At 72.7% G+C, this 23,357-nt stretch carries 24 protein-coding genes and 2 pseudogenes; 12 read left to right on the top strand and 14 right to left on the bottom strand.

Annotated features, from left to right (window positions below):
* Positions 1-76: 76 nt before the first annotated feature.
* Both ACIP93_RS30555 and ACIP93_RS30560 read left to right on the top strand, forming a co-directional pair.
* On the top strand, positions 77-850 hold the full coding sequence (locus tag ACIP93_RS30555) for an IclR family transcriptional regulator (RefSeq protein WP_345227811.1): 774 nt from the start codon (positions 77-79) through the stop codon (positions 848-850).
* Complete coding sequence (locus ACIP93_RS30560; protein WP_401763889.1) at positions 847-1,716, top strand: SMP-30/gluconolactonase/LRE family protein; 870 nt, start codon at positions 847-849, stop codon at positions 1,714-1,716. The genes ACIP93_RS30555 and ACIP93_RS30560 overlap by 4 nt, the downstream gene beginning before the upstream one ends.
* A 4-nt stretch (positions 1,717-1,720) precedes the next feature.
* On the opposite strand, the gene ACIP93_RS30565 is transcribed toward ACIP93_RS30560, so the two are convergent.
* A complete protein-coding gene (locus tag ACIP93_RS30565; RefSeq protein WP_401763892.1) occupies positions 1,721-3,289 on the bottom strand; it encodes an aldehyde dehydrogenase (NADP(+)) in 1,569 nt (522 codons plus the stop codon).
* A 219-nt stretch (positions 3,290-3,508) separates the two neighbouring features.
* Between ACIP93_RS30565 and ACIP93_RS30570 the strand changes: the two genes are divergently transcribed.
* The gene (locus ACIP93_RS30570; RefSeq protein WP_401763895.1) at positions 3,509-4,090 is read left to right on the top strand and encodes a DinB family protein; all 582 of its coding nucleotides are present in this window, start codon (positions 3,509-3,511) and stop codon (positions 4,088-4,090) included.
* A gap of 87 nt (positions 4,091-4,177) precedes the next feature.
* The gene (locus ACIP93_RS30575; protein ID WP_401763897.1) at positions 4,178-5,008 is read left to right on the top strand and encodes an alpha/beta fold hydrolase; all 831 of its coding nucleotides are present in this window, start codon (positions 4,178-4,180) and stop codon (positions 5,006-5,008) included.
* Positions 5,009-5,017: 9 nt separating this feature from the next.
* Here ACIP93_RS30575 and ACIP93_RS30580 read toward each other — a convergent pair whose 3' ends face one another.
* The 4 genes from ACIP93_RS30580 to ACIP93_RS30595 form a co-directional block, all read right to left on the bottom strand.
* On the bottom strand, positions 5,018-5,920 hold the full coding sequence (locus ACIP93_RS30580; RefSeq protein WP_401763899.1) for a carbohydrate ABC transporter permease: 903 nt from the start codon (positions 5,918-5,920) through the stop codon (positions 5,018-5,020).
* Positions 5,917-6,897 (bottom strand): sugar ABC transporter permease, encoded by a 981-nt coding sequence (locus ACIP93_RS30585; RefSeq protein ID WP_345227825.1) that lies wholly within the window; start codon positions 6,895-6,897, stop codon positions 5,917-5,919. The genes ACIP93_RS30580 and ACIP93_RS30585 overlap by 4 nt, the downstream gene beginning before the upstream one ends.
* 4 nt (positions 6,898-6,901) lie before the next feature.
* A complete protein-coding gene (locus ACIP93_RS30590) occupies positions 6,902-8,173 on the bottom strand; it encodes an ABC transporter substrate-binding protein (protein WP_401763902.1) in 1,272 nt (423 codons plus the stop codon).
* Positions 8,174-8,253: 80 nt separating this feature from the next.
* Positions 8,254-9,522 carry a Gfo/Idh/MocA family protein gene (locus tag ACIP93_RS30595; protein ID WP_401763905.1) on the bottom strand — a complete coding sequence of 423 codons (1,269 nt, stop codon included), beginning with the start codon at positions 9,520-9,522 and terminating at the stop codon, positions 8,254-8,256.
* A gap of 125 nt (positions 9,523-9,647) precedes the next feature.
* On the opposite strand from ACIP93_RS30595, the gene ACIP93_RS30600 reads away from it, so the two are divergent.
* From ACIP93_RS30600 to ACIP93_RS30615, 4 genes are all read left to right on the top strand, one after another.
* Positions 9,648-10,799, top strand: a complete 1,152-nt coding sequence (locus ACIP93_RS30600) for an ROK family transcriptional regulator (protein ID WP_401763908.1) — start codon at positions 9,648-9,650, stop codon at positions 10,797-10,799.
* Between the two features lie 283 nt (positions 10,800-11,082).
* Positions 11,083-13,077, top strand: coding sequence for a discoidin domain-containing protein (locus ACIP93_RS30605; RefSeq protein WP_401763911.1), 1,995 nt, complete (start codon positions 11,083-11,085; stop codon positions 13,075-13,077).
* A gap of 182 nt (positions 13,078-13,259) precedes the next feature.
* Complete coding sequence (locus tag ACIP93_RS30610; RefSeq protein WP_401763914.1) at positions 13,260-14,156, top strand: SigB/SigF/SigG family RNA polymerase sigma factor; 897 nt, start codon at positions 13,260-13,262, stop codon at positions 14,154-14,156.
* Positions 14,157-14,498: 342 nt separating this feature from the next.
* On the top strand, positions 14,499-14,795 hold the full coding sequence (locus ACIP93_RS30615; protein WP_401763916.1) for a DUF5133 domain-containing protein: 297 nt from the start codon (positions 14,499-14,501) through the stop codon (positions 14,793-14,795).
* 69 nt (positions 14,796-14,864) lie between these two features.
* Here the strand turns inward: ACIP93_RS30615 and ACIP93_RS30620 are convergent.
* The 4 genes and pseudogenes from ACIP93_RS30620 to ACIP93_RS30635 form a co-directional block, all read right to left on the bottom strand.
* Positions 14,865-14,981 (bottom strand): annotated as a pseudogene (locus ACIP93_RS30620) (DNA-binding response regulator); the annotation flags it as partial.
* 475 nt (positions 14,982-15,456) lie between these two features.
* The gene (locus ACIP93_RS30625; RefSeq protein ID WP_401764107.1) at positions 15,457-16,377 is read right to left on the bottom strand and encodes an alpha/beta fold hydrolase; all 921 of its coding nucleotides are present in this window, start codon (positions 16,375-16,377) and stop codon (positions 15,457-15,459) included.
* Between the two features lie 51 nt (positions 16,378-16,428).
* Positions 16,429-16,863, bottom strand: a pseudogene (locus ACIP93_RS30630) (GNAT family N-acetyltransferase); the annotation flags it as partial.
* Positions 16,864-16,994: 131 nt separating this feature from the next.
* Positions 16,995-17,984 carry an aminoglycoside phosphotransferase family protein gene (locus ACIP93_RS30635; RefSeq protein ID WP_401763919.1) on the bottom strand — a complete coding sequence of 330 codons (990 nt, stop codon included), beginning with the start codon at positions 17,982-17,984 and terminating at the stop codon, positions 16,995-16,997.
* Positions 17,985-18,023: 39 nt separating this feature from the next.
* Here ACIP93_RS30635 and ACIP93_RS30640 point away from each other — a divergent pair, with 39 nt between their 5' ends.
* Entirely contained in the window at positions 18,024-18,962 is a 939-nt protein-coding gene (locus tag ACIP93_RS30640) for a DUF389 domain-containing protein (RefSeq protein ID WP_401763922.1), read from the top strand.
* A gap of 92 nt (positions 18,963-19,054) precedes the next feature.
* Here ACIP93_RS30640 and ACIP93_RS30645 read toward each other — a convergent pair whose 3' ends face one another.
* Positions 19,055-19,432 (bottom strand): ATP-binding protein, encoded by a 378-nt coding sequence (locus ACIP93_RS30645; protein WP_401764110.1) that lies wholly within the window; start codon positions 19,430-19,432, stop codon positions 19,055-19,057.
* Between ACIP93_RS30645 and ACIP93_RS30650 the strand changes: the two genes are divergently transcribed.
* Entirely contained in the window at positions 19,338-19,553 is a 216-nt protein-coding gene (locus ACIP93_RS30650; RefSeq protein WP_345228027.1) for a hypothetical protein, read from the top strand. The two genes, ACIP93_RS30645 and ACIP93_RS30650, sit on opposite strands and share 95 nt — an antisense overlap.
* Positions 19,554-19,580: 27 nt before the next feature.
* Here ACIP93_RS30650 and ACIP93_RS30655 read toward each other — a convergent pair whose 3' ends face one another.
* Positions 19,581-19,889, bottom strand: coding sequence for a hypothetical protein (locus tag ACIP93_RS30655; RefSeq protein WP_401763924.1), 309 nt, complete (start codon positions 19,887-19,889; stop codon positions 19,581-19,583).
* 229 nt (positions 19,890-20,118) lie between these two features.
* Positions 20,119-20,688, bottom strand: coding sequence for a MarR family winged helix-turn-helix transcriptional regulator (locus ACIP93_RS30660; RefSeq protein WP_401763927.1), 570 nt, complete (start codon positions 20,686-20,688; stop codon positions 20,119-20,121).
* 46 nt (positions 20,689-20,734) lie between these two features.
* Here ACIP93_RS30660 and ACIP93_RS30665 point away from each other — a divergent pair, with 46 nt between their 5' ends.
* Positions 20,735-21,724, top strand: a complete 990-nt coding sequence (locus tag ACIP93_RS30665) for an EamA family transporter (protein ID WP_401763929.1) — start codon at positions 20,735-20,737, stop codon at positions 21,722-21,724.
* 43 nt (positions 21,725-21,767) lie between these two features.
* Positions 21,768-22,097, top strand: coding sequence for a DUF4288 domain-containing protein (locus ACIP93_RS30670; protein ID WP_345227861.1), 330 nt, complete (start codon positions 21,768-21,770; stop codon positions 22,095-22,097).
* 148 nt (positions 22,098-22,245) lie between these two features.
* Here the strand turns inward: ACIP93_RS30670 and ACIP93_RS30675 are convergent, their stop codons facing one another.
* The gene (locus tag ACIP93_RS30675; protein ID WP_401763932.1) at positions 22,246-22,749 is read right to left on the bottom strand and encodes a cupin domain-containing protein; all 504 of its coding nucleotides are present in this window, start codon (positions 22,747-22,749) and stop codon (positions 22,246-22,248) included.
* Between the two features lie 77 nt (positions 22,750-22,826).
* Positions 22,827-23,348, bottom strand: a complete 522-nt coding sequence (locus tag ACIP93_RS30680) for a hypothetical protein (RefSeq protein ID WP_401763934.1) — start codon at positions 23,346-23,348, stop codon at positions 22,827-22,829.
* Positions 23,349-23,357: the final 9 nt, after the last annotated feature.

The raw sequence follows: 23,357 nt of genomic DNA on the forward strand, positions 1-23,357 counted from the left end.
GGCTACTGTGCGTTCGTCATACCGGTCAGCGGCCGGAATCTCGAACACTCAAGACGCGGAGAGTGGGTGGACGGCCATGGGGCGCCATGTTCCCGCAGTGACCAGAGCACTGGACATACTCGAACTGTTCCTGGAGGGCGACGGCACGCTCTCCGCCCCCGACATCACCCGCAGGCTGAACCTGCCCCGCACCACCGTCCACGAACTCGTCACCACCCTCGCCGCCCGCAACTACCTGGTGACCGTCCCCGAGCAGCCGGGCCGCTACCGACTGGGCGTGCGCACCCACCAGTTGGGCAGCCGGTACGCCGAGCAGCTCGACCTCGCGGCCGAGGGCCGGCGGGTGGCCCGCGAGGTCGCCGAGACCTGTGACGAGACCGTGCACGTCGCCGTGCTCGAAGACACCGACGTCATCTACATCGCGAAGGTCGACTCCACCCACGCGGTCCGCATGGTCTCCGCCGCGGGCCGCAAGCTCCCCGCGCACTGCACCGCCGTCGGCAAGATGCTGCTCGCCTCCCTGCCCGAGGCCGAACTGCGCTCCCGCGTCGACGGCCGGGAACTCGTCGCGATGACCCCGCACAGCATCACCGACCCCGCAGCGCTCCAACAGGCCCTCGCCGCGATCCGCGCGCGCGGCCTGGCCACCGAGCACCGCGAGTCCAACCCCGACGTGAGCTGCGTCGCCGCCCCGGTGCGCGACAGCACCGGACGGGTGGTCGCCGCGCTCTCGGTGTCCGTCCCGATGATCCGCTGGACCGAGCAACGCGGGGCGGAGCTGGCCGAGTTGGCCGCCGAGGGCGCCGCCGACCTCTCGCTGCGGCTCGGCCACCGGGGCCGTCCCGCATGAGGCCGCGTACGGAAGGGGGCTCCCGCGTGGAGGTCGCGGTACGCGAACACGCGGTACTCGGCGAGGGCCCCACCTGGGACCCGGTCGCCGGCCGGCTGATCTGGGTCGACATCCTCGGCTCCCGCGTCCACACCTACGCCCCCGGCACCGGCCGCCGCACCGTCATGGCCACCGAGCAGCACGTGGGCGCCGCGAAGCCGACCACCGACGGCGGCCTGGTCGTCAACCTCCGGGACGGCGTGGGGAGTTACGGCACCGACGGGGCCTTCCGCTGGCTCCTGCACGATCCCGTGCCCGGCCGGCGCGGCAACGACGCGGCGGTCGCCCCGGACGGCTCCCTCTGGGCCGGCACCATGCGCTACGACGAGGCTCCCGGCGGCGGGCACCTGGTCCGCGTCGACGCCGCCACCGCCGAACCCACCGCGCTCTTCCCCTCCGTGACCGTCAGCAACGGCATCGGCTGGTGCCCGCTGAGCCCCCGCGTCTACTACGTGGACAGCCCCACCCGGCGCGTCGACGTGTGCGACGTGGCGGACCACCTCCCCGTCAACCGGCGGCCGTTCGTCGAGATCGAACCCGGCGCCGGATTCCCCGACGGCCTCACCGTCGACGCCGAGGGCTGCGTCTGGGTCGCCCTCTGGGACGGCGGCCAGCTCCGCCGCTACACCCCCGACGGCCGCCTCGACCGCACGGTCCGCCTCCCCGTGCCCCGTCCCACGGCCTGCGCCTTCGGCGGCCCGGGCCTGCGCGACCTCTACATCACCACCGCCCGCTCCGCCCGGCGTCCCGCGCACCCGCTGGCGGGCTCGCTGCTCGTCCTGCCGGACGCGGGCCGGGGACTGCCGTCCCCGGCCTTCGGCGGGTGAGCGCTCAGCCCTCCCTGCGGCCGTCCACCACGCGCGGCAGGCCCAGCGGGTTGGACTCGCGGAGCTCCGGGGGGAGGAGGGCGTCCGGGGTGTTCTGGTACGTGACCGGGCGCAGCCACCGCTCGGCGGCCGTGGTGCCGACCGAGGTGGAGGTCGAGGTGGTGGCCGGGTAGGGGCCGCCGTGGTGCTGGGCGGGGGCCACGGCGACGCCCGTGGGCCAGGCGTTGACCAGGACCCGGCCCGCCAGCGGGGTCAGCCGGGCGAGGAGGCCCGGGTCGCCCTCGGCGCCCGCCGCCTCCGGGGCGGAGACGTGGACGGTGGCGGTGAGGTTGCCGGGAAGCCGGGCGAGCAGGGCCTCCGCCTCGGCGGCGTCCGTGTAGCGGGCGACGACGGTCACCGGGCCGAAGCACTCCTCCAGGAGCAGGGCGTGCGCACTCCCGTCCCGGGCGAGGGCGGCGGCGGGCACGGTGAGGAAGCCGGGGCCGACGGTGTGGGCGTCCGGCCCGGGGCCGGGCCGTACCGGGGACTCCACCTCGGGCAGCTGCGCGCGCTCGGCCACACCCGCCACGAAGTTCTCGCGCATCCGGTGGTCCAGCATCACGCCCGCGCCCGCCTCGCCCAGCGACTGCCCGAGCGCCGTGACCAGCCGGTCGCCCGCCGCGCCCGCCGGGGCCAGGACGAGCCCCGGCTTCACGCAGAACTGGCCCACCCCCATGGTCATGGAACCGGCCAGTCCCGCGCCGATCTCCTCGGGCCGCTCGGCGGCGGCCGCCTCGGTGACCAGCACCGGGTTGAGCGAGCCCAGTTCACCGTGGAAGGGGATGGGCACGGGCCGGGCGGCCGCCGCGTCGAAGAGGGCACGTCCGCCCCGTACCGAACCGGTGAAACCGGCGGCGGCGACCAGCGGGTACTCGACCAGCGCGACCCCGGCGTCGAAGCCGTGCACGAGCCCGAGCACACCCTCCGGGACCTTGTGCGCGGCCGCGGCCCGGCGCACGGCGGCGGCGGTCAGCTCGGAGGTCGCGGGGTGGTCGGGGTGGGCCTTGACCACGACCGGACAGCCCGCCGCGAAGGCGCTCGCGGTGTCGCCGCCGGCCACCGAGAAGGCGAAGGGGAAGTTGGAGGCCGCGTAGACGGCGACGACGCCGAGCGGAATCTTGTAGCGGCGCAGGTCGGGGACGGGCGGGGTGGCGTCGGCGTCCGGATGGCTGATGATGACGTCGAGGAACGAACCCTCGTCGACGGTGTCGGCGAAGGACCGCAACTGGTAGCAGGTGCGGGTGAGTTCGCCGTTCAGCCGTACGTCGCCGAGCGCGGTCTCCGCGTCGGCCGCCGCCACCAGTTCCGCGCGTGCCTGCTCCAGTTCCTCGGCGACGGTGCGGAGGAAGGCGGCCCGCACGCCCCGGTCCGCGAGGGCCGGGCGGGCGTCGTGCGCGGCCCGGACCGCCGCGTCGACGGTTTCGGGCGTGGCCTCCGTCCCGACCTGCTCGCGCCGTTCGTCGGTCCGGGGGTCGACGCTCCAGACCGCACGCGCCCGGGAGCTGGACGCGGGCCCTGCGGGTATTGCTGACACGGTGGCCTCTCCTCGCACTACATATCCGATATCTCGAACGGCGTTCACAATGTCGGATGTTGGGGTGGTCCCGGCAGATTAGGCACGGCGGAGAAGGCCGGTCAAGGGACGGGGGCGCCACGGGTGCGGGCGGCCTCCGCGGACCTTGCGGACCGGGGCGGTCCGTGCCGTGCGCGCGCTCCCGGGGCGTTGTCGGACCCCCGTGCCACAGTGAGGTCCATGAACACGATGCCCGACGGCCGACCGGTCCCCCCGCCGCACGCGGACGAACGCACCATGCTGGAGAGCTGGCTGGACTTCCATCGTGCGACGCTGGCCCTGAAGTGCCGGGGACTGGACGACGAGCAGATACGGACCGCCTCCGTGCCGCCGTCCTCCATGACGCTGCTCGGGCTGGTCCGGCACCTGGAGGGGGTGGAACGGCACTGGTTCCAGGAGGTCTTCGCGGGCGAGGCGGTCGACCTCGGTGACCTCGTGCGCCGGGACGGCGGCTTCGCACTCGACGCGGAGGAGGGCGACAGCGCGCGGACCGGCACCGGGGAGGCCGGCGGGCCCGGCGCGCGCGGCGGCATCACCGAAGCGCTCGACGCCTGGCGCGCGACGGTCGACCGCAACCGGGCCCTCTCCGCCGCGGCCCCCCTCGACGCCCCCGGCCGCCTCACCGCGGCGGAGGCGGCGATGGCCGGGAGCGACACGGTGTCGCTGCGCTGGATCCTGGTCCACATGATCGAGGAGTACGCCCGCCACAACGGCCACGCCGACCTGATCAGGGAACGCATCGACGGGGTGACGGGCCCCTGAATACCGGCGGAGGGGCCTTCCGGGCTCCTCCGCACCCGCACCGCTTCCCCCTCCCGCCATCGGTGATCAGGCTCGTATCGTGTGCCCATGCGCACCCACGAGGTCCAGAACGCCACCCTCCACTACGACGACCACGGTCCCGAGGACGGCCTCCCGGTCCTCCTCGTCCACGGTCACCCCTTCAACCGCACGCTCTGGGCCCCGCAGGTGCGCGAACTGGTGGCGCACGGCCACCGGGTTCTCACTCCCGACCTGCGCGGTTACGGCGACAGTCCGCTCCCCGCCGACGCGCCCGCGACGCACCTCTCCGCCTTCGCCGACGACCTCGCGGCCCTCCTCGACCACCTGGGCCTGCCCGGTGCGGTGGTCGGGGGAGTGTCGATGGGCGGCCAGATCGCGATGGAGTTCCACCGCAGGCACCCGCGGCGGGTGCGCGGACTGGTCCTCTCCGACACCTCGGCACCCGCCGAGACCGACGAGGGCAAGGCGTTCCGCAACGCTCTCGCCGACCGCCTGCTGGCCGAAGGCATGGCGGGCTACGCCGACGAGGTCATCGACAAGATGCTCGCCCCGTACAACGTCACGGCCCAACCCGCGCTCGCGGAAAGCGTGTTGACCATGATGCGCACCACCGACCCCCGTGGCGCGGCCGCCGCCCTGCGGGGCCGCGCCGAACGCCCCGACTACCGGGAGACCCTTCCCGGCGTCACCGTCCCCACCCTGATCCTGGTCGGCGCGGACGACGTCTACACGCCGGTCGCCACGGCCCAGGAGATCCACCGGCTGGTCCCGCACGCGACCCTCACCGTCATCGACGACGCGGGGCACCTCCCGGGCGCGGAGCAGCCGGTTCGGTTCAACGCTGCCCTGCTGGACTTCCTGCGCACGGTGGGAGACCGCGCGCCCCGCACCGGATGAGGGGTGCTCCTACTTGCCGATGCCCGCCGTCATCCCCTCCACGATCCGCCGTCCCAGCCACAGGTACAGCACGATCATCGGGTACACCAGGATCGTGATCCCGGCGAACAGCGCCCCCCAGTCCGAGCTGTACTGCATGCTGCCGTACAGGCTCAGCAGCGCCGCGGGCAGCGTCCGTTCCTCCGGGAGCGGGGTGATGAGGAGAGCGAGGAGCGTCTCGTTCCAGAGGCCGATGACGTTCAGGACGAGGACCGTCGTCATGGCCGGTTTCGCCAGGGGCAGGACGACCTGGAGGAAGGCGCGCAGCGGGCCCGCGCCGTCCAGTTCCGCGGCCTCCTCGATCTCCGAGGGCAGCGAGCGGAGGTAGCCGGTCAGGACGAAGACCGTGAAGGGGAGGGACAGCACGACCTGGAAGACCAGGAGCGTGATGCGGTTGTCCCACCAGCCCGTCACCCAGTCGGTCATGAAGCTGCTGACCGACAGCTTGATGACCACGATCGGGATGACGACCGTCTGCAACGGGATGCTCATGCCCATCGCGAAGTAGCCGGTCAGCGGCCCGGCGACCCGGCGCGTCGAGCGGGCGAGCACGTAGGCGGCCGGGGCCGCGAGGGCCACGATCAGGAAGGCGCCGAGCAGGGTGAGGACCGTGCTGTTGAGGGCGGCGGAGGAGAAGCCCGCCGCCTTCCACGCGGTGGAGTAATTGCTCCACCGCGGGCTGTCCGGAAAGCCGAACGGCGAGATCCACACCTCGCCCGACTCCTTGAGCGACTGCACCCCCACCCATCCCACCAGCGCCAGGTTGAACACCACCCAGGCCCACAGGGCGAGCGTCGTGGCCCGGGGGACGAGGAGGTCGCCGAACAGCCTGCGCGGGGTCCACGGGTCCCGGTCCGTCACGGTCGTATTCATGACAACTCCACTCGTTCGCGCCGGGTGATCCGACGGGTCAGCCACACCAGCACCACCGTCACGACCAGTACGAAGACGCCCATCGCCGCCGCCGACCCCAGGTCCGGAGCACCGCCGTTGTTGGTGACCGACAGGAACTGCTGCACCGCCACCGTCCGCGCCTGGAGCGGCGGACTGCCGGGCGTGCCGGCCGTCGTGAAGGCGATCACGATCTCGAACACCTTCAGGCTGTTGACCACCCAGAGCACCGCGCACACCGCGAAGACGTCCCAGGTCAGCGGCAGGGTGATGTGGCGGAACTGCTCCCACCGCGTCGCCCCGACCAGCTTGGCGTCCTCGTAGAGGTGGGGCGGGATGGAGTCCGCCGCCGACATCATCAGCGCCACGTAGAAGCCCGTGCTCGACCAGACGAGCCCGCCGATCACGCACCGGAACACCATGTCCGGGCCCAGCCACGGCTGCGGATCGAGCCCCAGCCGGTCGAAGACGGTGTTGACCGCGCCGTCCGGATTGAGCAGGAAGCCGATGGCCGCGCCCACCGCGATCAGCGAGATGATCATCGGCAGGAAGACCACGGACCGGATGAAGCCGCGTCCCTTGGCCTGCCGCAGCACCACCATGGACAGGAAGGTGAAGGCGAAGACCGCGAGGCCGCCGCCCAGCGCCAGTACGAAGGTGTTGACGAAGGAGGTGCGGAACGCCTCGTTCTCCAGCAGCGCCGCGTAGTTCCCGAACCCCTTCCACTCCATCGCGGAACCCGGGCCCGCCCACCTGTTCAGGCTGACCCAGAACCCGTACAGCGCGGGCAGCACGAACAGCACGCTGTAGCCGAGCAGCGCCGGCAGGAGGAAGGGCCAGAAGGCGCGCTCCCGGGCGGGGCGGAGCTTCCCGCGCTTCGTCCCGTACGGTGCCGGCGCGGCCGGAACCGGGCTTTCCGCCTCGCCGACCGGGCCGGGGGCCACCGTGGTCGTCCCCATCGCGTCAGCCCTTGTTCTTCAGGTGGGCGGCCGTCGCGGCCTTGCCCTCCTCGACGAACGCCGCCGCGTCCGACTTCCCCGACACCAGCTTGTCGTCGATCGGCAGGAATACGTCGTTCCACCACTTCTGGTCGGCGGCCGCCCCGTCGTACGTCCGGTGCGTGGCCTTGGCCCGCGTCACGTCCTGCTGTATCCCGGCCAGGTGGGCGGGCGCGGGCACGTCCTCGCGGGCGGGGATGCTCAGCGCGCTCCGCGACATCGCCTGCGCGTACTCCTTCTTCAGCGCGAAGGCGAGGAACTCCTTCGCCGTCTCCGGGTTGCGGCCCTTCGCGTTCACCCCCCAGCCGAGCGTGCCGACCTCCACCGACTCCGCGCCGCCGACCGGGAGCTGGAAGGACGTCACCTCGGCGCCGGCGGCCAGCTTGGGCTTCGTCTCGCCCGCGAGCCACGTCCCGTTGAGGTTCAGGTCGTACTGCCCCTGCGCCCAGCCGTCCTGGGCGGCCGGGAACTTGGTCGCCATGAAGTCCTTCTGGAAGTACCCGCCCCGCGCGAGCCGCTCCACCTTCTTCGCCGCCTCCAGCACTTCCGGCCGGTCCCAGGCGGCCGGGTCGGTGGCGAGCGCCTTCATGCTGCCCTCGCCGTTCGCCCGTACCAGCGCGCTGTAGAACCAGTACACGTTGTAGAAGTTGATCGTGCCGTCCTGCCCGATCGGCGTACGCCCCGCCTGCTTCGCCGTGTCCAGGTACGCGACGAACTCCTCCCAGCTCTTCGGCGTCTTCACCGGGTGCCTGCTCGCGTCGAACCACACGGCGGTGGAGATGACGGTGTGCGGAACGAAGGCCAGGCCCTTGTCCGTACTGGACGCGCCCCGCACCGCCTTCGACAGCACCTGCGACACCGGCTTCGACTCCCCGGGCACCTGCTTCTTCAGTACGTCGTCGAGCGGTGCGGCCAGGTTCTGCGCCGCGAACCGGTCGATGGTGTCGGTGGAGGTGTCGAACAGGTCCGGGCCCTGCCCCGCCGCCATCTCCGTGGCGAGGTTGTCGTTGCCCTTGCGGCCCACGAACTTCACGTCGACCTCGGCGCCGGTCTCCTTCGCGAAGTCGTCGAAGAGCGTCTTGATGGCCTTGCCCTGCGGCTCGTCCGCACCCCAGGAGGAGCGGTAGACTAGCTCCTTGCCCGCGGAAGCGCTGTCGCCGCCGCCGTTCTTCTTGCCGCAGGCGCCCACGCCCAGGGCGAGTGCGCCCACGGTCAGGACGGTCGTCAGCTTGCGCATGGTGGTAGTGCCTTTCATCGCGTCTTCGGGACTGCAAGGACTTCGGACGGGGAAGAGAGGGCCGAGAGGATTCAGGGGGCTCAGGGGGAGAGGGGGCCGGTCGGCGCGTCGAGCGTCACCACCGTGCCCGTGTGCCGCGCGCGCTCCGCCGCCCACACCACCCGGTGCGTGGCGAGGCTTTCGTCACCGCTGCTCAGGACCAGGCTCGGGTCCTGCTTGTCCACCGCGGCCACGAACGCGTCGAACATCGTGGCGTCGCCGCCGCCGTGCCCCGCCGCCGCCGACGCGTTCGCACCGGAGCCGGTCCCGACGACCGTCACCGTGTCCGTGAGGAAGTCGTGCAGCCGCAGGGTCACCCCGTCGCCCTCCACCGAGCCGAGCGTGCCGAAGATCCGCGTCTTGCGGTGCTCCAGCGCGGCGAACGCCGTCACCGTGCACGTCGCGTTCGTGCCGTCGGCGAACTCCAGGCTCACCACCTGGTTGTCCAGGACGTCGTTCCCGCCGGCGTAGGCGCACCTGCCGTACGGGCTGTCCGCCAGCGCGGCCAGCACGCCCGCCTCGGTACGCGCCCCGGTCACCGCCGACAGCGGCCAGAACTCCTTGTCGGGATCGCCCAGACACCCCAGGTAGAGGCGCTTGGCGGAGTAGGCGCAGCTCCGCTCGACCGGGCAGGACGGGCAGGAGTCCGCGGCGCCCTCGGGCCGGTGCTCGGGCCGGAAGTGCGTCAGCGCCCCGAACGAGCTGACCCGTGCGGGCAGTTCGCCCTTGATGTACGTGATCCAGTCCAGGTCGTGACAGGCCTTGGCCAGCAGCATCGGGGCCGACTCGTCCTCACGGCTCCAGTTGCCCCGTACGAACGAGTGCGCCTGGTGCCACCAGCCGATCTGCTCCAGGTGCTGGATGTTCACGACCTGTCCGATCCGGCCCGCGTCCACGATCTCCTTGAGGGCCGCGGTGTACGGGGTGTAGCGCATGACGTGGCAGACGGCGAGCAGCACCCCGGCCCGCGCGGCGGCCCCGGCGATGGCGTGCGCCTCCTCCTCGCTGTGCGCCATCGGCTTCTCCAGCAGGATGTCGTACCCCAACTCGGCCGCCCGCACCGCGGGTTCGCGGTGCATGCGGTCCTGCGTGGAGACGATCGCCGCGTCCGCGAGGCGTTCCCCGGCGAGCAGTTCGCGCCAGTGCGCGAACGTCCGCTCCGGTGGTACGCCGTGTTCCTCGGCCATCGTCCGACGGCGTACGGGATCGGGCTCGGCCACCGCGACCACCGTGGCCCGCCCGGTCTCCAGGGCGCGCCGGGCATAACTCTGCCCGCGCAGTCCGGCGCCGATGACGGCGAGTGTGACCATGGAAGTCCTTCCGAAGAGCCCGTCGCCGAACTCGCTTCACCGGCAGGGGAGATGCTTGCCAGTTACTAATGAAGACTGTTTTTATTTGTCCGTACAGACTCTGTCAAGGGAACGACGGTGACGTTTTGACACAGCACGGAGGCGACACCTCCCGGCTGCGCCGGATCAACCTGGTCACGACGCTGCGCACCGTCCGGGACCGCGGGCCGACCAGCCTCACCGAGCTGGCCCGGCGGGTCGGGCTGTCCCGGCCCACCGTGGAGAGCCTGGTGGAGGAGCTGCTGGCGGCGGGCTGGCTGCGGGAACTTCCCCCGGAGGCAGGGCAGATGGGCCGCCCGGCCAGGCTGGTGGCCTTCCACGCCGCGGGCAGCCATGTGCTCGGCGTGGACATCGGCTCGTACAGCGTGCGCGCGCAGGTCGCCGATCTGTCGGGAGCGGCGGCGGCCTCGCGCACCCGGCCGGTGGCGGCCGACTGCGGGCGCGCGGAGCGGCTGGCGGCGACCCGGGCGGTGATGCGGGAGGCCCTGGAGGAGGCCGGGCTCGGGGCGGGCGGGATCGCGGCCGTCTGCGTCGGCACCACGGGGGTGGTGACGGCCGAGGGCGTGGTGCGCATGTGCGTGGGGCTGCCGGACTGGGTGGGCGTCGACCTCGCCGGCGAACTCGGCGGCGGCTTCGACTGCCCGGTCCTGGTCGAGAACGACTGCAACCTGGCGGCGCTGGCCGAGAGTTGGACCGGACTGGCCCAGGACGTGTCCGACCTGGTCTTCGTCCTCTCCGGCGTGCGGACCGGGGCCGGGATGCTCATCGGCGGGCGCATCCACCGCGGGCGCCGGGGCACGGCGGGGGAGATCGGGGCGCTGCCGCTGGTGGGCTGGCACCGGGCCCCGTCCCACCTGGCGGGCTGCCAGGGGCTGCCGCCGGGGACCCGCCCCGAGGAGATCGCCGGGCATGTCTTCGGGCGGGCCAGGGAGGGGGACCCGGCGGCGCGCTGGGCGGTCGAGCAGTACGCGCACGACCTGGCGGAGGGGATCGCGGCGCTGGTCCTGACCGTGGATCCGGACCTGGTGGTGCTGGGCGGCGGGGTGTCCCGCTCGGGGGACGTGCTGCTGGAGCCGCTGCGCCGGCACCTGGACCCCCTGTGCCTGGAACCTCCCCGGCTGGAGGTCTCGGCGCTCGCCGAACGGGCGGTCACGCTGGGGGCGGTCCGGCACGCGCTGGACCAAGTGGACGCGCTCCTCTACGACTTCGACACACCTTTGCCTCGTCCGGCCTCTTGACGCGCGGCCCCGAAGAGGGCCATATATGCAAACACCTTTTCAATCCTCATCCCACCCTTGTGCCCCTGCCCCACCCGGCTCCCCTGCGCGACGGGGCTGTCCTCCCCTTCCTCTTCCTGCGTCCCGTCGGGCGACGGGGCCGCCCCGGAAGGGGCGGAACGAGTGGGCAAGGGGGCGGCCCCTCCCGCTCCCGGCCCACCGGGACGCCCCCCCGCCCAGCCTCCCCGCCGGACCGCCCCTCCCCACAGGCCCGGCCCCGCCCCGTACCCCTCAAGGAGCCCCCGTGCCCACCCGCCGCACCTTCCTCGGCCTCACCGTCGGCGCCACCCTCGCCCTCGCCGCCCCCGGCACCGCCTCCGCCGCACTGCCCGGCCACCCCACCGGGCCCGCACCCGCCGCCGGCCCCGGCACCACCTACTACCTCGACTCCGAGTCCGGCTCCGACACCGCGAACGGCACCACCCCCACCACCCCCTGGCGCACCCTCACCCGCGCCAACCAGCACACCTTCCTCCCCGGCGACACCCTCCGCTTCGCCGCCGGCCGCACCTGGACCGGCCAGTTCGCCCCCCGCGGCTCCGGCACCGCCGCCGCCCCCGTCACCGCCACCTCCTACGGCACCGGCCGCAAGCCCGTCATCGCCGGAAACGCCACCGTCCCCTCCGCCGTACTCCTCCACAACCTCTCCCACTGGACCCTCGACGGCCTCGAAGTCACCAACGGCACCGGCGGCACCACCTGGCGCACCGGCGTCGAGGTCCGCGCCAAGGACATCGGCCCCGTCCCCGGCATCACCCTGCGCAACCTCCACGTCCACGGCACGGACGGCATCGCCCAGGTCGGCAAGGGCAACATCGGCTCCGCCGGCATCCTGGTGAACGTCCGGGGCAACACCACCCCCACCTACTTCACCGGCATGCGCATCGAGAACAACGAGATAGCCGACACCAAGGCGTACGGCATCACCACCTGGTCCACCTGGATGCGCCGCGAGGGCTGGAACGAGCTCTGGGGCGAACTGAACATCCCCGCCACCGAGTACGGGCCCTTCACCCCCAGCACCGGCCTGGTCATCCGCGACAACTACGTCCACGACGTCGGTTCGGGCGGCATCAACCCCAACCAGGTCGCCGACACCCTCATCGAGTACAACACCGTCGCCCGCCCCACCTCGACGACCACCAACGTCGGCATCTGGTGGTCCGGGGCGGACCGCACCACGGTCCAGTTCAACGAGGTGTACGGAGCGAGATACGGCGGCCGGGGCCTGGACTGCACCGCCTTCGACGCCGACGCCTCCAGCCACGACAGCCTGATCCAGTACAACTACAGCCACGACAACGGCGGCGGCTTCTTCATCTCCGTCTCGCTCGGCACCGCCCCGGCCAGCGCCGTCATCCGGCACAACATCAGCCAGTTCGACGGCAACGAGATCTTCACCTTCTCGACCAACACCGACGGCGTCGACATCTACCACAACACGGTCTACGTCGCCCCGGCCCCGACCTCCGCCCGCCCCCTCCACAAGATCGCGCAGGTCTACCACAACCCGAAGAACGTCACCTTCCGCAACAACCTCATCGTCAACCAGGCGAAGCTGCCCTACGACACGGCGGGCATCACCTACCGCAACAACCTCTACGCGGGAGGGCCCGTCCCGCCGGACCCGGCCGCCGTCACGGGCGCCCCGAAGCTGACCGCCCCCGGCACCGCCACCTCCCGCACGGATCTCACCGGGTACGTTCCGCTGTCCGGCTCCGCCGCGATCGGCGCCGCCGTCGCGGTCCCCGGCAACGGCGGCCGGGACATTCTGGGTGCGGTCCTCCGTACTCCCGGGGACATCGGCGCGGTACAGAGCGCGGCCGGCAGCCTGCCCGCGCCGACCGCGACCACCACCCTCGGCACCGGACAGGGCTCGATCGCCGCCGTCGTCGACGGCAGCGAGGCCACCAGTTGGGGCAGCGCCGACCCCGCCGTCCTGCCCGGGACCGTCACCGTCGACCACCACACCGCCCGCACGGTCCACTCCGTCACCCTCGCCACCCACTTCGGCCAGGGGCAGGGCTTCACCAGGGTCGACGTGCAGACCTGGGACGGCTCCGCCTGGACGACCCGCCTCACGGACGCCGCGGTCACCTGGAACAGCAACACCGCCACCGTCGAGCGCCGCACGCTCGCCCTTCCCGCCCCCGTCACCGCCTCCCGGGTCCGCCTGGTGGTCAAGGCGGCGAACACCCAGTGGGGCAATGTCGCCCTGAACGAGCTGACGGTGAGCTGACGCGGCGTCGACTCGCCATCCGTGCCTCCCACTCGGCGCTCCCCGGCCCCGGCCCGCACTCTCCACCCCTCGAAAGGCTTTGGTGAAAATATGTCGAAGAAAGATTGCCTCTGCCGAGAGTGAACACGCGTTCGCGGGCAAGGCTCGGTGAGGAGACGACCGTGACTCAAGGAGGAACTGTGATGCTGTCAGCCCCCACCACCACTGCCGTCGTGGCCCCGGCCGACATCGGTTCGCAGTCCCAAGAGCCGGTCCGTCCCGCCGAGCTCCCGCACATCGCGCACCCCACCGCCGTCGCCCCCAAGGACGCGCGCCAGCTCTCCAAGCTGTTCCTCGACCGGCTGCAGGAGCTGGAGGAGGGCACGCACGAGTACCAGTACGCGCGCAACACCCTCATCGAGATGAACCTCTCGCTGGTGAAGTTCGCCGCGCGCCGCTTCCGCAACCGGGGGAGCGGCGACCTGGAGGACATCATCCAGGTCGGAACGATCGGTCTGATCAAGGCGATAGACCGGTTCGACCTCACCCGCGAAGTCGAGTTCACCTCCTTCGCGATCCCCTACATCACCGGCGAGATCAAGCGCTTCTTCCGCGACACCACCTGGGCCGTGCACGTCCCCCGCCGCCTCCAGGAACTGCGTACCGAACTGGCCAAGGCCAAGGAGCAGCTCGCGACCGTCCTGGACCGGGACCCCACCGTCGCCGAGCTCGCCGAGCTCCTGGAGCTCACCGAGGCCGAGGTCACCGACGGCCTGGTCGCCGCCAACGGGTACACGGCCGGCTCCCTGGACCTCCCCGCCGAGACCGGCAACGACAACAACGCCAAGTCCGCCGTCTCGTACGCCGACTTCTTCGGCGCGGTCGACCCGGGCATGGAACTCTTCGAGGACCTGCACACGCTGGCCCCGCTGCTCGCCCAGCTCTCCGACCGCGACCGCCGCATCCTCTCGATGCGCTTCGGCCAGGAGCTCACCCAGGCCGAGATCGGCGAGGTGCTCGGCATCTCCCAGATGCAGGTCTCGCGTCTGCTGACCCGCATCCTCGGCCAGCTCCGCACCGGCATGCTGACCACCGCCTGAGAGCGGCCCACCGGCTGTCCGACGGAGGCTGTCCGACGACGGCCGTCCGGCGGAGGCCAAAGGTTAACTCACGGGTACTTGACGGGTCTTCTGCGTAATCTCTGTTCACCGTGCGTGCCGCGGGCGACACACTCTGGCGCAAACCGGCCGGTGTGGCGCACGTGAAAGAGGGGAAGTCGCACCAAGAGCACGCGTACCCGGCGTAGACGTGCCACCACCTGACGCACGCGACGCATGCGACGCATGCCGCGACCCGCACCAAGAACGCCGAACAGAGAAGTACCCGACGCACACGACACAGGTGCACAAAACTCAACAGGACAAGAGAAGGGGAACCCTTACATGCTGGTGCCCGACCCGAAGGTGCTGCGCACACTCCTCACGCGCTATGCGGAGACCCGGTTCGCCCACGCCCAGAACCCGACACCGGAGTCCCGGCAGGCGCTGGACGACGTCACGTACACGCTGTGCGTGATGACCTCGACGAAGACGATCGAGGCCGCCCTGGCGTCGGCTGACGCCCTGCTGGCCCGCACGTGCTGCGCACGGGCCGTCGAGACGCCGGACTCCACCGTCACGCTCCCCGCGCAGAGCGCGCAGAGCGCGCAGAAGGTCTCCCAGGCGGACCTGGCTGCCTGATCCCGGGCAGCGGCGCCCGTGCCGGACCCGGCACAGGCGCCAGACCCTGAAGGCTGCTCGCCCCGGGGGCTACTCCTCCGGGGCGAGCAGCCCCCGGCCCGCCGCCGTCACCGCCGCCGTGCGGTCGTCCACCTCCAGCTCGCCGAAGACGCGCAGCAGATGGGTCTTGACCGTCGCCTCGTTGAGGACCCGGCCGGCCGGTTCCCCGGCGGTGATCCGGGCGGTGGCGGTCACCCCGCTGCCGGGCATGCGCAGGTCCATGAGGACGACGGCGGGGCTCAGGGCGAGGGTGAGGGCCTCGTCGTGCGCGATGTCCAGGTCCAGGCCGTCGACGACCGTCGTGCGGTCGTACCGCTTGGTCAAGTCCCTTACGCGAACGGCCACTTCGAGCCGGTGCGGAGTCCTGCGTGGAGTCATGGGTGCATCGTGCCGGGCCGGGGCGCGGCCGGTAGCGACCCGAGGAGGGAACGCCCTGTCCACCGATCGGTGGACAGGGGGCGGCCCGGGGCGGCGCCCGGACGCGCGGACGCCCGGACCCGGGGACCTGCGGGGGACTGAAGGGCCCGAAAGGGACTGAAGGACCGGAAAATCGAATTACGTTCGGATCATCGCGGGACACGGGCCTGGGGCGGCCGGTGAGCAGCGCCCGGGGCGGCGGGCTTCAGCGCAGGAGGTCCGCCACGGCCCGCGTGAACGCCTTCGGGTCGTCCAGCCACGGGTAATGCCCCGCCCCCGCCTGCACCCGGCAGGTCGTGTCGGCGTTCGGGAACAGGCCCGCGAACTCCTCCGTCGACCGGGGAGGACTGTTCAGGTCGTACTCGCCCGCCAACAGGCCCACCGGGACGGCGAGTCGGGCGAGCGCCGCCCGCGTCGCCTCCGGGTCGAAAGCGCCCTGCGCGCCGAAGGAGCGGCCGGAGTCCGGGTTGGTGTTCTGTGCCTGCCACTCGGCCGTGCGCGCCCGGGCCGCCTCGTCCCAGCGGCCCCAGAAGAACGGCGTGACCGCCGCGAAGTTCTCCGCCGTCGCCTCGCCCGCCGCGATGGCGCTCAGCGCGGCCGAGGCCTGCGGATACCAGTCCTCGCCCTGGCGCAGGTCCGCGCCCGCGCGCCGCATCGCGTCCGGGACCTCGATGCCGACCGCCCGGGTGCTCGGGGTGATCAGCACCAGCCGGGCCAAGCGGTCGGGGTGGCGGGCCGCGTACTGCACGGCGACGTTCGCCCCGGCGGAGTGCCCGAGCAGGTCGAGCGCGGGCAGGCCCAGGTGGACGCGCAGCGCCTCGACGTCCTCGACGAGCCGGTCACAGCGGTACGAGCCGGGGTCGGCCGGGACGTCGGAGCCGCCGCTGCCGCGGAAGTCGAGGAACAGCAGCCGCCGCCCGGACGCCTCCGCGAGACCGCCGAGGTCCCCGAGATAGCGGGAGTCGTGCAGGGGGCCGCCGGGCAGGCAGACGACGGGGGCCGCCGGGCCGTCCGTACCGCCGCCGACGACGCGGTAGGCGAGCCGGATGCCGTCGGGGGCGGCGAAGCGGGAGTACGGGGCGCTCGCCACGGGCAGCCCCCGGGCCTCCGCGCCGTCCCACGCCACCTCGAAGTACCGCACCTCCGCGTCCTCCCCGACCGGAAGCATCCCCGCTGCCCGCATCACCCGCTGCGACGCGACGTTGGCGTGGTCGGCGTCGCCCTTCACCCGGGTGGCCCCGCAGGCGCGGGCGAACCGTACGACCTCCCGCAGCGCCTCGGTCGCGTATCCCTTGCCCCACGCCTGCGGAATCAGCCCGTACCCGACCGTGACGGCGCCGCTCTCGTCCTCCGCGTCGTGGAAACCGATGCCGCCGACGGGCAGGCCGTTCTCCCGCAGCCGTATCTCGAAGTTGGCGTACGGACTCGGGTCGCCCTTCTCCGCGCACACCCGCAGGAAGCGCCGGGCCGCGGAGATGTCCCCCTCGCGGGGGTAGTCCGGGGTCCGGTGGTACGGCCCGCCCGCCACCAGGCGTTCGCTGTCCGCCACGGACAGGGGGTGGAGGACGAGCCGGTCCGTGCGGAGGTCGTTCGCATGGGGATCTGTGGTCATGGGGGCGAGACCTATCACGCGCACCCGCCCGGCCGCACCGGGATTGATGCTCCGCCCCCGCCTCGCCCCGCGCCCCGACGGCGGTCGGCGCGGCGCACGTCACCGCGATCCGGGAAGGGGAGGCCGAGTCCTCAGCCCGCCAGCACCCGTTCCAGCGCCGCCCTGCCCGCCGGGCCCCATGTCGGCTTTCCGCCGGGCAGGCCCTTGTTCCCGTTGTGCCCGACGGCGATGAGCATCAGGGCCCGCGACAGGGCCCAGCCCCTGGCCCGCCGCAGTGTCGCCTCGTCCACCTCGCCGTATCCGGCGAGGAAGCGCGCCACGGTGGCGGGGGCCGCGCCCGGCGGACCCGAGGGGAGCAGGGTCCAGACCGCCGCGAGGTCCTGGGCGGGGTCGCCGGTGGACAGGTCCCCGAAGTCGATGATCCCGGTGAGCCTGCCGCCCGTGACGACGACGTTCGCGGGGTGCAGGTCGGTGTGCCGCCACAGCGCCGGGCCCGTCCAGGCCGGTGCGGCCGCCGCGTCCGCCCACAGGGCGCGCACGCGCTCGACGCCCGCGCTCCGTACCGCCGAGGCGGCGCCCTCCGCCAGGTCCTTGTTCACCGTGTCGGCGAAACCGTCGCTCACCTGGGCCAACGACCACTCGCGCAGCGGGTTCACCGGCGCGTCCGCCGGAGCCGGAACGTGCAGGGCGCGCAGAAAGCCCGCCAGCGCGTCGGCCGCCTCCAGCCGGTGCCCGGCGGTCACGGGCGAACTGTCCGCGGGCTCGCCCGGCACCCAGGCCGCCACCGACCACGGGCGCGGGAAACGCGCGGTCGGCACCCCGGTCCGCACCGGCACGGGCGTCGGCAGCGGAAGGCGCCCGGCCAGCTCCGGCAGCCAGCGCAGTTCGTTGCGCAGCAGCTCGGGACCCCGCCGGGTGAGCGGCAGCCTTACCGCCAACTCGTCGCCCAGCCGCCACAGTTGCATGTCCCAGCCGCCCTGGACGCGACGCAGTTCCAGACCGGCCAGATCCGGATGCTGCTCCTCCAGCAACCCCCGTACCAGCGGCGCGTCGATGGCGTCCCCGTTCAGGTGGCTCGTCGCGTCGATGTCCGGCGTGCGTGTGTCATGTGTGCTGCCCATCCGGTCAATCTACGGCGGCGGGCCCGGCAGAATACGGCCATGCTGCATGTACGAGTCATCAGTCCGGCCGACCGCACCGACGCGGTGCTGGACATCGCGACGGACTGCCCCGCCGTCGTCAACGTCCTCAGACTGCCCGGGGCCGCGTACGCCCCGGCGGGCGACCTCGTCGAGTTCGACGTCGCGCGGGAGGCGGCCAACGGCGTGCTCGACGCACTGCGCGGCCTGGGGCTCAAGGACACCGGCGGCATCACCGTCGAGGCGCTCGACCTGTCGATCTCCACGGCCGCCGAGAAGGCGGAGGAAGCCGCTCCGGGCGACCCGGACGATGCCGTGGTCTGGGACGAACTGACCGCCCGCACCGCCACCGAGACCCGTCTGACCTGGGCCTTCCTCGCCTTCCTCGCACTGGCCACGCAGATCGCGGCGATCGGGGCGCTGCTGGACCAGCCCATCCTGATAGTCGGCGCGATGGTGCTGGGCCCCGAGTTCGGGCCGGTCGCGGCGATCTGCTTCGGCCTGATGAGCCGCAGGGGCGCGCTGGTCGGCCGGGCCGTCCGCACGCTCGTCGTCGGCTTCACGGCGGCCGTACTGATCACCATGGCGTTGGCCGCGGCCGGGCGGCTGCTGGGCTGGATCGAGCCCTCGATGCTGGACGGCCGGCCGCTGACCGACTTCATCATCCACCCCGACCGCTGGTCGTTCGTGGTCGCGCTGCTCGCCGGGATCGCGGGCATCCTCTCCATGACCGCGGGCAAGTCCTCGACGCTGGTCGGCGTCTTCATCTCCGTCACCACCGTGCCCGCCGCGGGAAACCTGGCGGTCGCGGTCCCGCTCGCGCACTGGAACGAGGTGGGCGCCTCCCTGATCCAGCTCGGCGTCAACCTCGCGGGAATGCTGATTGCGGGAACGGTGACCCTGTTCGTCCAGCGGGCCCTGTGGTCGCGGTACGGGATGAAGGTCGCCCGCACCCGCTGAGCGTCCCGCACCCGCCGACGCGTGCCCCCGCCCCTCAGCCCCGCGTCGGCCGGGGTCCAGGCCCGCGTCGGCCGGAGGCTGCCGGGGTCGGCTCAACTCTGCGCCGACTCCGGCAACTCCGGGGTGAAGCAGGCCGTGACCGCCTTGCCGTGCTGCTGCTCGTGGGTCTCCCAACTGTCCGCCAGCGCGTCCACGATCGCGATGCCGCGCCCCGAGGTCGCCGCCGTGGACTCGGCGCGCTGCTTGGGGGGCCGCCCGGACGTGTCGTCGTGCACGGTCACGTGCACACAGCGGCTGTCCCAGGTCAGCACGAGCTGGGCGTCGCTATGGGCGTGCAGATGGGCGTTGGTGAGCAGCTCGGAGACGGTCAGCACGATGGAGTCCACCGTGTCCGGGCAGCTCTCGTACCAGGGGAGCTGGGAGAGGTGCTCCTCCGTCCACCTTCTGCCCTCGCGCACGCCCTGCGACATCGGGAACGTCCTCGCCCAACCCACCGCGCGCATCGACATGACCCTGTTCCTCTTCCGTGTCGCCGTTCCGTGGCACGTCATCGACGTGCTGCGGTACGTGTACCCGGGAACCCGGCGGTGAACAGGGGCGCGCGGGGCGCGTGCGGAATCAGGCGGCGCCGGCGTCGGCCTCCGGGTCGCGGACCACGCGCAGTCCGCGCCGGGCGTTGTTCACCGGGCCGCCGCCCGCGCCGGTCGTGGCCGTCCAGTACGGATGCTCGTTGACGGCCATGGTCAGCTCGCGGATGCGCTCCCACAGCTCCTCCACCTGGTCCACTTCCTCCTCGGTGAAGACGGGGGCGGAGTCCGCGCCCCAGGGAGGGGCGGTGGCGAGGGTGTGGAAGTCGGCCTGGGCCTGGTGGAGCTGCTGCTGAAGGTCGATGAGGTCCTCGGGGAAGGGGGCGGAGTAGGAAGACATACCGGAAGCGTACGTCTGTTCGATTTACAGGGGCCAGTCGGGCGACTGTGATGTGCGCGTTCGTTCCGGAGGGAGGGCGATGGGCCTCTCCGCCGACCGGGCGGGGGCGCGCTTCGCGGTGCTGCGGCCGACCCCCGGCAGGAGCGAGCGCTTTCCCGGGTACGGGCAGGCGGGCGGTCGTGCCCGGCCCGCGACCGTCGTTCCGGTTCCCGCCCAAGGGCCCGTCCGGCTAGAACGTGTCGCCGAGCCCCAGCAGCAGGGTCCGCAACAGGAGGGACAACTGCTCCTGCTCGGCGGGGGAGAGGGCGGCCAGGACGCGCGTCTCGGTGGCCAGGTGGTCCGGCAGCGCGGTCTCGACCAGCGCCAGCCCCTCCTCCGTCAGGGCGACGTGGACGACCCGGCCGTCCGTGGGGCTCGGGGTGCGGGTGATCAGGCCGCGGCTCTGGAGGCGGTCCAGGCGCTGGGTGACCGCACCCGAGGTCACCATCGCGGAGGCCATCAGCTCGGCGGGGGTGAGGGGGGTGCCGGGACCGTTGCGCCGCAGGGTCGCCAGCACGTCGAAGGACGCCCGGTCCAGCCCGTGCGCGGCGAAGGTCTTCTTCATCTCCGGCTCGATGAACAGCGTCAGCCGCTTCAGCCTGCCGATCACCGCCATGGGGGAGACGTCCAGGTCGGGACGCTGGGCGTGCCACTGGTCCAGTACGTGATCCACGTGGTCGCGGACGTCCGGGCCCGCGCGGCCGGGCACCGCTTCCGTGCCGTTCCCGGCGTCTCCGTGCGTCGTCGCGTTCTCCGTCATGAGGAAGACAGTAGTCGATCCCTTAGCGGTGAGATATGTTGTCTTAGTGCTAAGAAACCGCGCGGCTCTCGTGCTGCTGACCGCCCTCGCCCCCGCCGTCTGGGGCTCCACCTACTTCGTCACCACCGAGTTCCTGCCCCCGGACCGCCCGCTGCTCGCCGGCGTGCTGCGGGCGCTTCCGGCCGGAATCCTCCTCGTGCTCCTCACCAGGCAGCTTCCGAAGGGGAGTTGGTGGTGGAAGGCCCTGGTGCTCGGCACCCTGAACATAGGCGTCTTCTTCGCCCTCCTCTTCGTCGCCGCCTACCGTCTCCCCGGCGGAGTCGCCGCCACCGTCGGCTCGGTCCAGCCCCTTCTCGTGGCCGGCCTCGCCGCCGGGCTGCTCGGCCAGCGCCTGACCCTCCGTACGGTGTTGGCGGCCGTGACCGGCATCGCCGGGGTCGCCCTGCTGGTGCTGCGCGCCGATGCCCGGCTGGACGCGCTCGGGGTGGCCGCCGCGCTCGGCGGCGCGGTCGTCATGGCCACCGGCGTCGTGCTCAGCAAGCGCTGGGTCTCCCCGGCTCCGCTGCTCGCCACCACCGGCTGGCAACTCGTGGCGGGCGGGCTGCTGCTGACGCCCGTCGCGCTCCTCGTGGAGGGACCGCCGCCGTCCTCCTTCACCGGGGAGAACCTGCTCGGCTACGGATACCTCACGCTGATCGGCGCGGCCGTCGCGTACGCCCTGTGGTTCCGCGGCATCAAGGCGCTGTCGCCGACCGAGGTCACCTTCCTCGGCCTGCTCAGCCCGCTGGTCGCCACCGTGCTCGGCTGGGCGCTGCTCGGCCAGCAGCTCACCCCGCTGCAACTGCTCGGCGGAGTGCTCGCCCTGGGCGCCGTGGCCCTGGCGCAGTTGCGCCCCCGGGGGGCCTCCGCCGCCAGGGCGGTGACGGGGCCCGCACCGGCCGAGGCGCCCGCCGACGTCCCGGCCGCACCGGCCGCCGCACCCGCCCGCCCGGGGCAGGGCGCGGTGACCGAGCGCGCCGGCCGCGGTCGTCCATGACGTAGGGTCCCTGGCACGGACCCCAGCGGAGCGGAGCAGACCCATGGCGAGCAGCTACATCGCGATCCTGTTGTCCCGGGCGACCTCGGACGCCGCCGGGCACGAGCCCCGCTACGCCGAGGACTTCGTCCTGCTCACCGCCGACAGTGAGGACGAGGCCCGCACCAAGGCCCTCGCCCACGGCAAGGCCCAGGAGACCAGCTACGAGAACGACCGCGGCGAGCGCATCACCTGGGAACTCCTGCACGTCGTGGACGTGAACGAGGTCCTGGACGCCTCCCTCGGCGACCGGGCCGACCTCTACAGCCGGAACTTCACGAACTACGACGCCTACCGCGCCTTCGAACCCCTGCTGTCCGAGGAATCGCGGTAAGTCCCGGAGAGTTGCCCAGCGGGGTCCGGGGTCCGGGGGCCGCCCAGCGGGATCTGAGGGCCGCCCAGCAGGGCCCGCAGTCCGCGCAGCGGGGCCCGTACGCCGCCCAGCAGCACCCGCAGTCCGCCCAACAGCCCCCGCGGGCCGCTCAGTAGGCCGACGTCGTCGGCAGCTCCTCCCCGCACCACGCGCAGTACCGCGCCCCGCCCTCCGCCCCCAGCCGCCCGCACTCCTGGCAGACCCGCCCCAGGGCGCAGGGGGCCTCGCCGCCCTCGTGCTCGACGGGGCGGGGGCCCACCGCCATCCCCGGGCGTCGCCGGTGCACCGTGAGGTACGTCAGTCCTCGGGCGCCCGCCGCCAGCGCCCGGGTCGCGTCCCTCGGGAGCCACACCAGCCCGCCCGGCCGCATGTCCTGCGGTGTCGGGGACCCGTCGTCGAGCTGTCCGTCGCCCTCCACCACCAGCAGCAACACGTCCAGCGCGCCCTCGACATGCGGCGTCACCGAGACGTGGGGCGGAAGCCGCACCAGATTGGCGTCGAGCTGCCGCCCCCGCTCGGCGAGCCGCCACAACGCCCCGCGCTGCCCCTCCGACGCGCCGGCGACGTACTCGTCGAGGTGCGCGAGCACCCTCGCCGTCTCCTGTGCGGGCACCACGTCTCCTTCCGACCTCCGTCAGACATACGCTACGTGCCGCCGCCGGTTGGCGGGCCCGGAGCGCGAGTGCCCGCTCAGCCCCTCAGCGGCGGGTCCGTCAGGTTGGTGATCTTCAGGTCGGAGCGGCGGACCGTGTACCAGACCTCCGTGTCCGGGACCGCGCCCCAGATCTGGGTGAGGACGACCGTGGCGGTGGTGGCCGTCTGGGCGTGAAGGCGCGCCTTCCAGCCCCTGGGGACGTTCTGCGCGCGCATCACCGGATCGGCGTGGTTCTGCTCGGCCCATTCGGTGAGGTGGGCGTCCAGTTCGGCGGTGAGGTGGGCCCTGCGGACCTGCTCGGGGGTGTGCGGGCCGGAGCCCAGGACGGCTTTGCGGTAGGCCGTGAAGAAGTGGTCGACCTGAGCGGCGGGAGTGCGGGCCTCGCCGCGCACGGCCGGGGAGGCCGGGCCGGCCGGGGTCACCGCTGCGGGTGTGGCGGCGGACGCGGTGGGCGTGGTGGCGGGCGTGGCGGACGCCGGGGTCGCGGCGAGCGGGGCCGCCAGGGCGAGGGCGGCGATCAGAGCCGCATGGGCGAGGTAACTGCGCTGCGTGTTCATACGTACCAG

It is taken from the genome of Streptomyces sp. NPDC088745 (assembly GCF_044751045.1).
In the GTDB taxonomy this organism is placed as follows: domain Bacteria; phylum Actinomycetota; class Actinomycetes; order Streptomycetales; family Streptomycetaceae; genus Streptomyces; species Streptomyces cremeus.

Excerpts from the sequence above, each read along its gene's own strand:
- ACIP93_RS30580 (WP_401763899.1), bottom strand. The coding sequence starts at position 5,920 with ATGAATACGACCGTGACGGACCGGGACCCGTGGACCCCGCGCAGGCTG.
- ACIP93_RS30585 (WP_345227825.1), bottom strand. The coding sequence starts at position 6,897 with ATGGGGACGACCACGGTGGCCCCCGGCCCGGTCGGCGAGGCGGAAAGC.
- ACIP93_RS30640 (WP_401763922.1), top strand. The coding sequence starts at position 18,024 with ATGCTGCATGTACGAGTCATCAGTCCGGCCGACCGCACCGACGCGGTG.
- ACIP93_RS30560 (WP_401763889.1), top strand. The coding sequence starts at position 847 with ATGAGGCCGCGTACGGAAGGGGGCTCCCGCGTGGAGGTCGCGGTACGC.
- ACIP93_RS30555 (WP_345227811.1), top strand. The coding sequence starts at position 77 with ATGGGGCGCCATGTTCCCGCAGTGACCAGAGCACTGGACATACTCGAA.
- ACIP93_RS30595 (WP_401763905.1), bottom strand. The coding sequence starts at position 9,522 with ATGGTCACACTCGCCGTCATCGGCGCCGGACTGCGCGGGCAGAGTTAT.
- ACIP93_RS30575 (WP_401763897.1), top strand. The coding sequence starts at position 4,178 with ATGCGCACCCACGAGGTCCAGAACGCCACCCTCCACTACGACGACCAC.
- ACIP93_RS30590 (WP_401763902.1), bottom strand. The coding sequence starts at position 8,173 with ATGCGCAAGCTGACGACCGTCCTGACCGTGGGCGCACTCGCCCTGGGC.
- ACIP93_RS30680 (WP_401763934.1), bottom strand. The coding sequence starts at position 23,348 with ATGAACACGCAGCGCAGTTACCTCGCCCATGCGGCTCTGATCGCCGCC.
- ACIP93_RS30670 (WP_345227861.1), top strand. The coding sequence starts at position 21,768 with ATGGCGAGCAGCTACATCGCGATCCTGTTGTCCCGGGCGACCTCGGAC.
- ACIP93_RS30650 (WP_345228027.1), top strand. The coding sequence starts at position 19,338 with ATGGAGTCCACCGTGTCCGGGCAGCTCTCGTACCAGGGGAGCTGGGAG.
- ACIP93_RS30635 (WP_401763919.1), bottom strand. The coding sequence starts at position 17,984 with ATGGGCAGCACACATGACACACGCACGCCGGACATCGACGCGACGAGC.
- ACIP93_RS30610 (WP_401763914.1), top strand. The coding sequence starts at position 13,260 with ATGCTGTCAGCCCCCACCACCACTGCCGTCGTGGCCCCGGCCGACATC.
- ACIP93_RS30570 (WP_401763895.1), top strand. The coding sequence starts at position 3,509 with ATGAACACGATGCCCGACGGCCGACCGGTCCCCCCGCCGCACGCGGAC.
- ACIP93_RS30615 (WP_401763916.1), top strand. The coding sequence starts at position 14,499 with ATGCTGGTGCCCGACCCGAAGGTGCTGCGCACACTCCTCACGCGCTAT.
- ACIP93_RS30660 (WP_401763927.1), bottom strand. The coding sequence starts at position 20,688 with ATGACGGAGAACGCGACGACGCACGGAGACGCCGGGAACGGCACGGAA.
- ACIP93_RS30645 (WP_401764110.1), bottom strand. The coding sequence starts at position 19,432 with ATGTCGCAGGGCGTGCGCGAGGGCAGAAGGTGGACGGAGGAGCACCTC.
- ACIP93_RS30655 (WP_401763924.1), bottom strand. The coding sequence starts at position 19,889 with ATGTCTTCCTACTCCGCCCCCTTCCCCGAGGACCTCATCGACCTTCAG.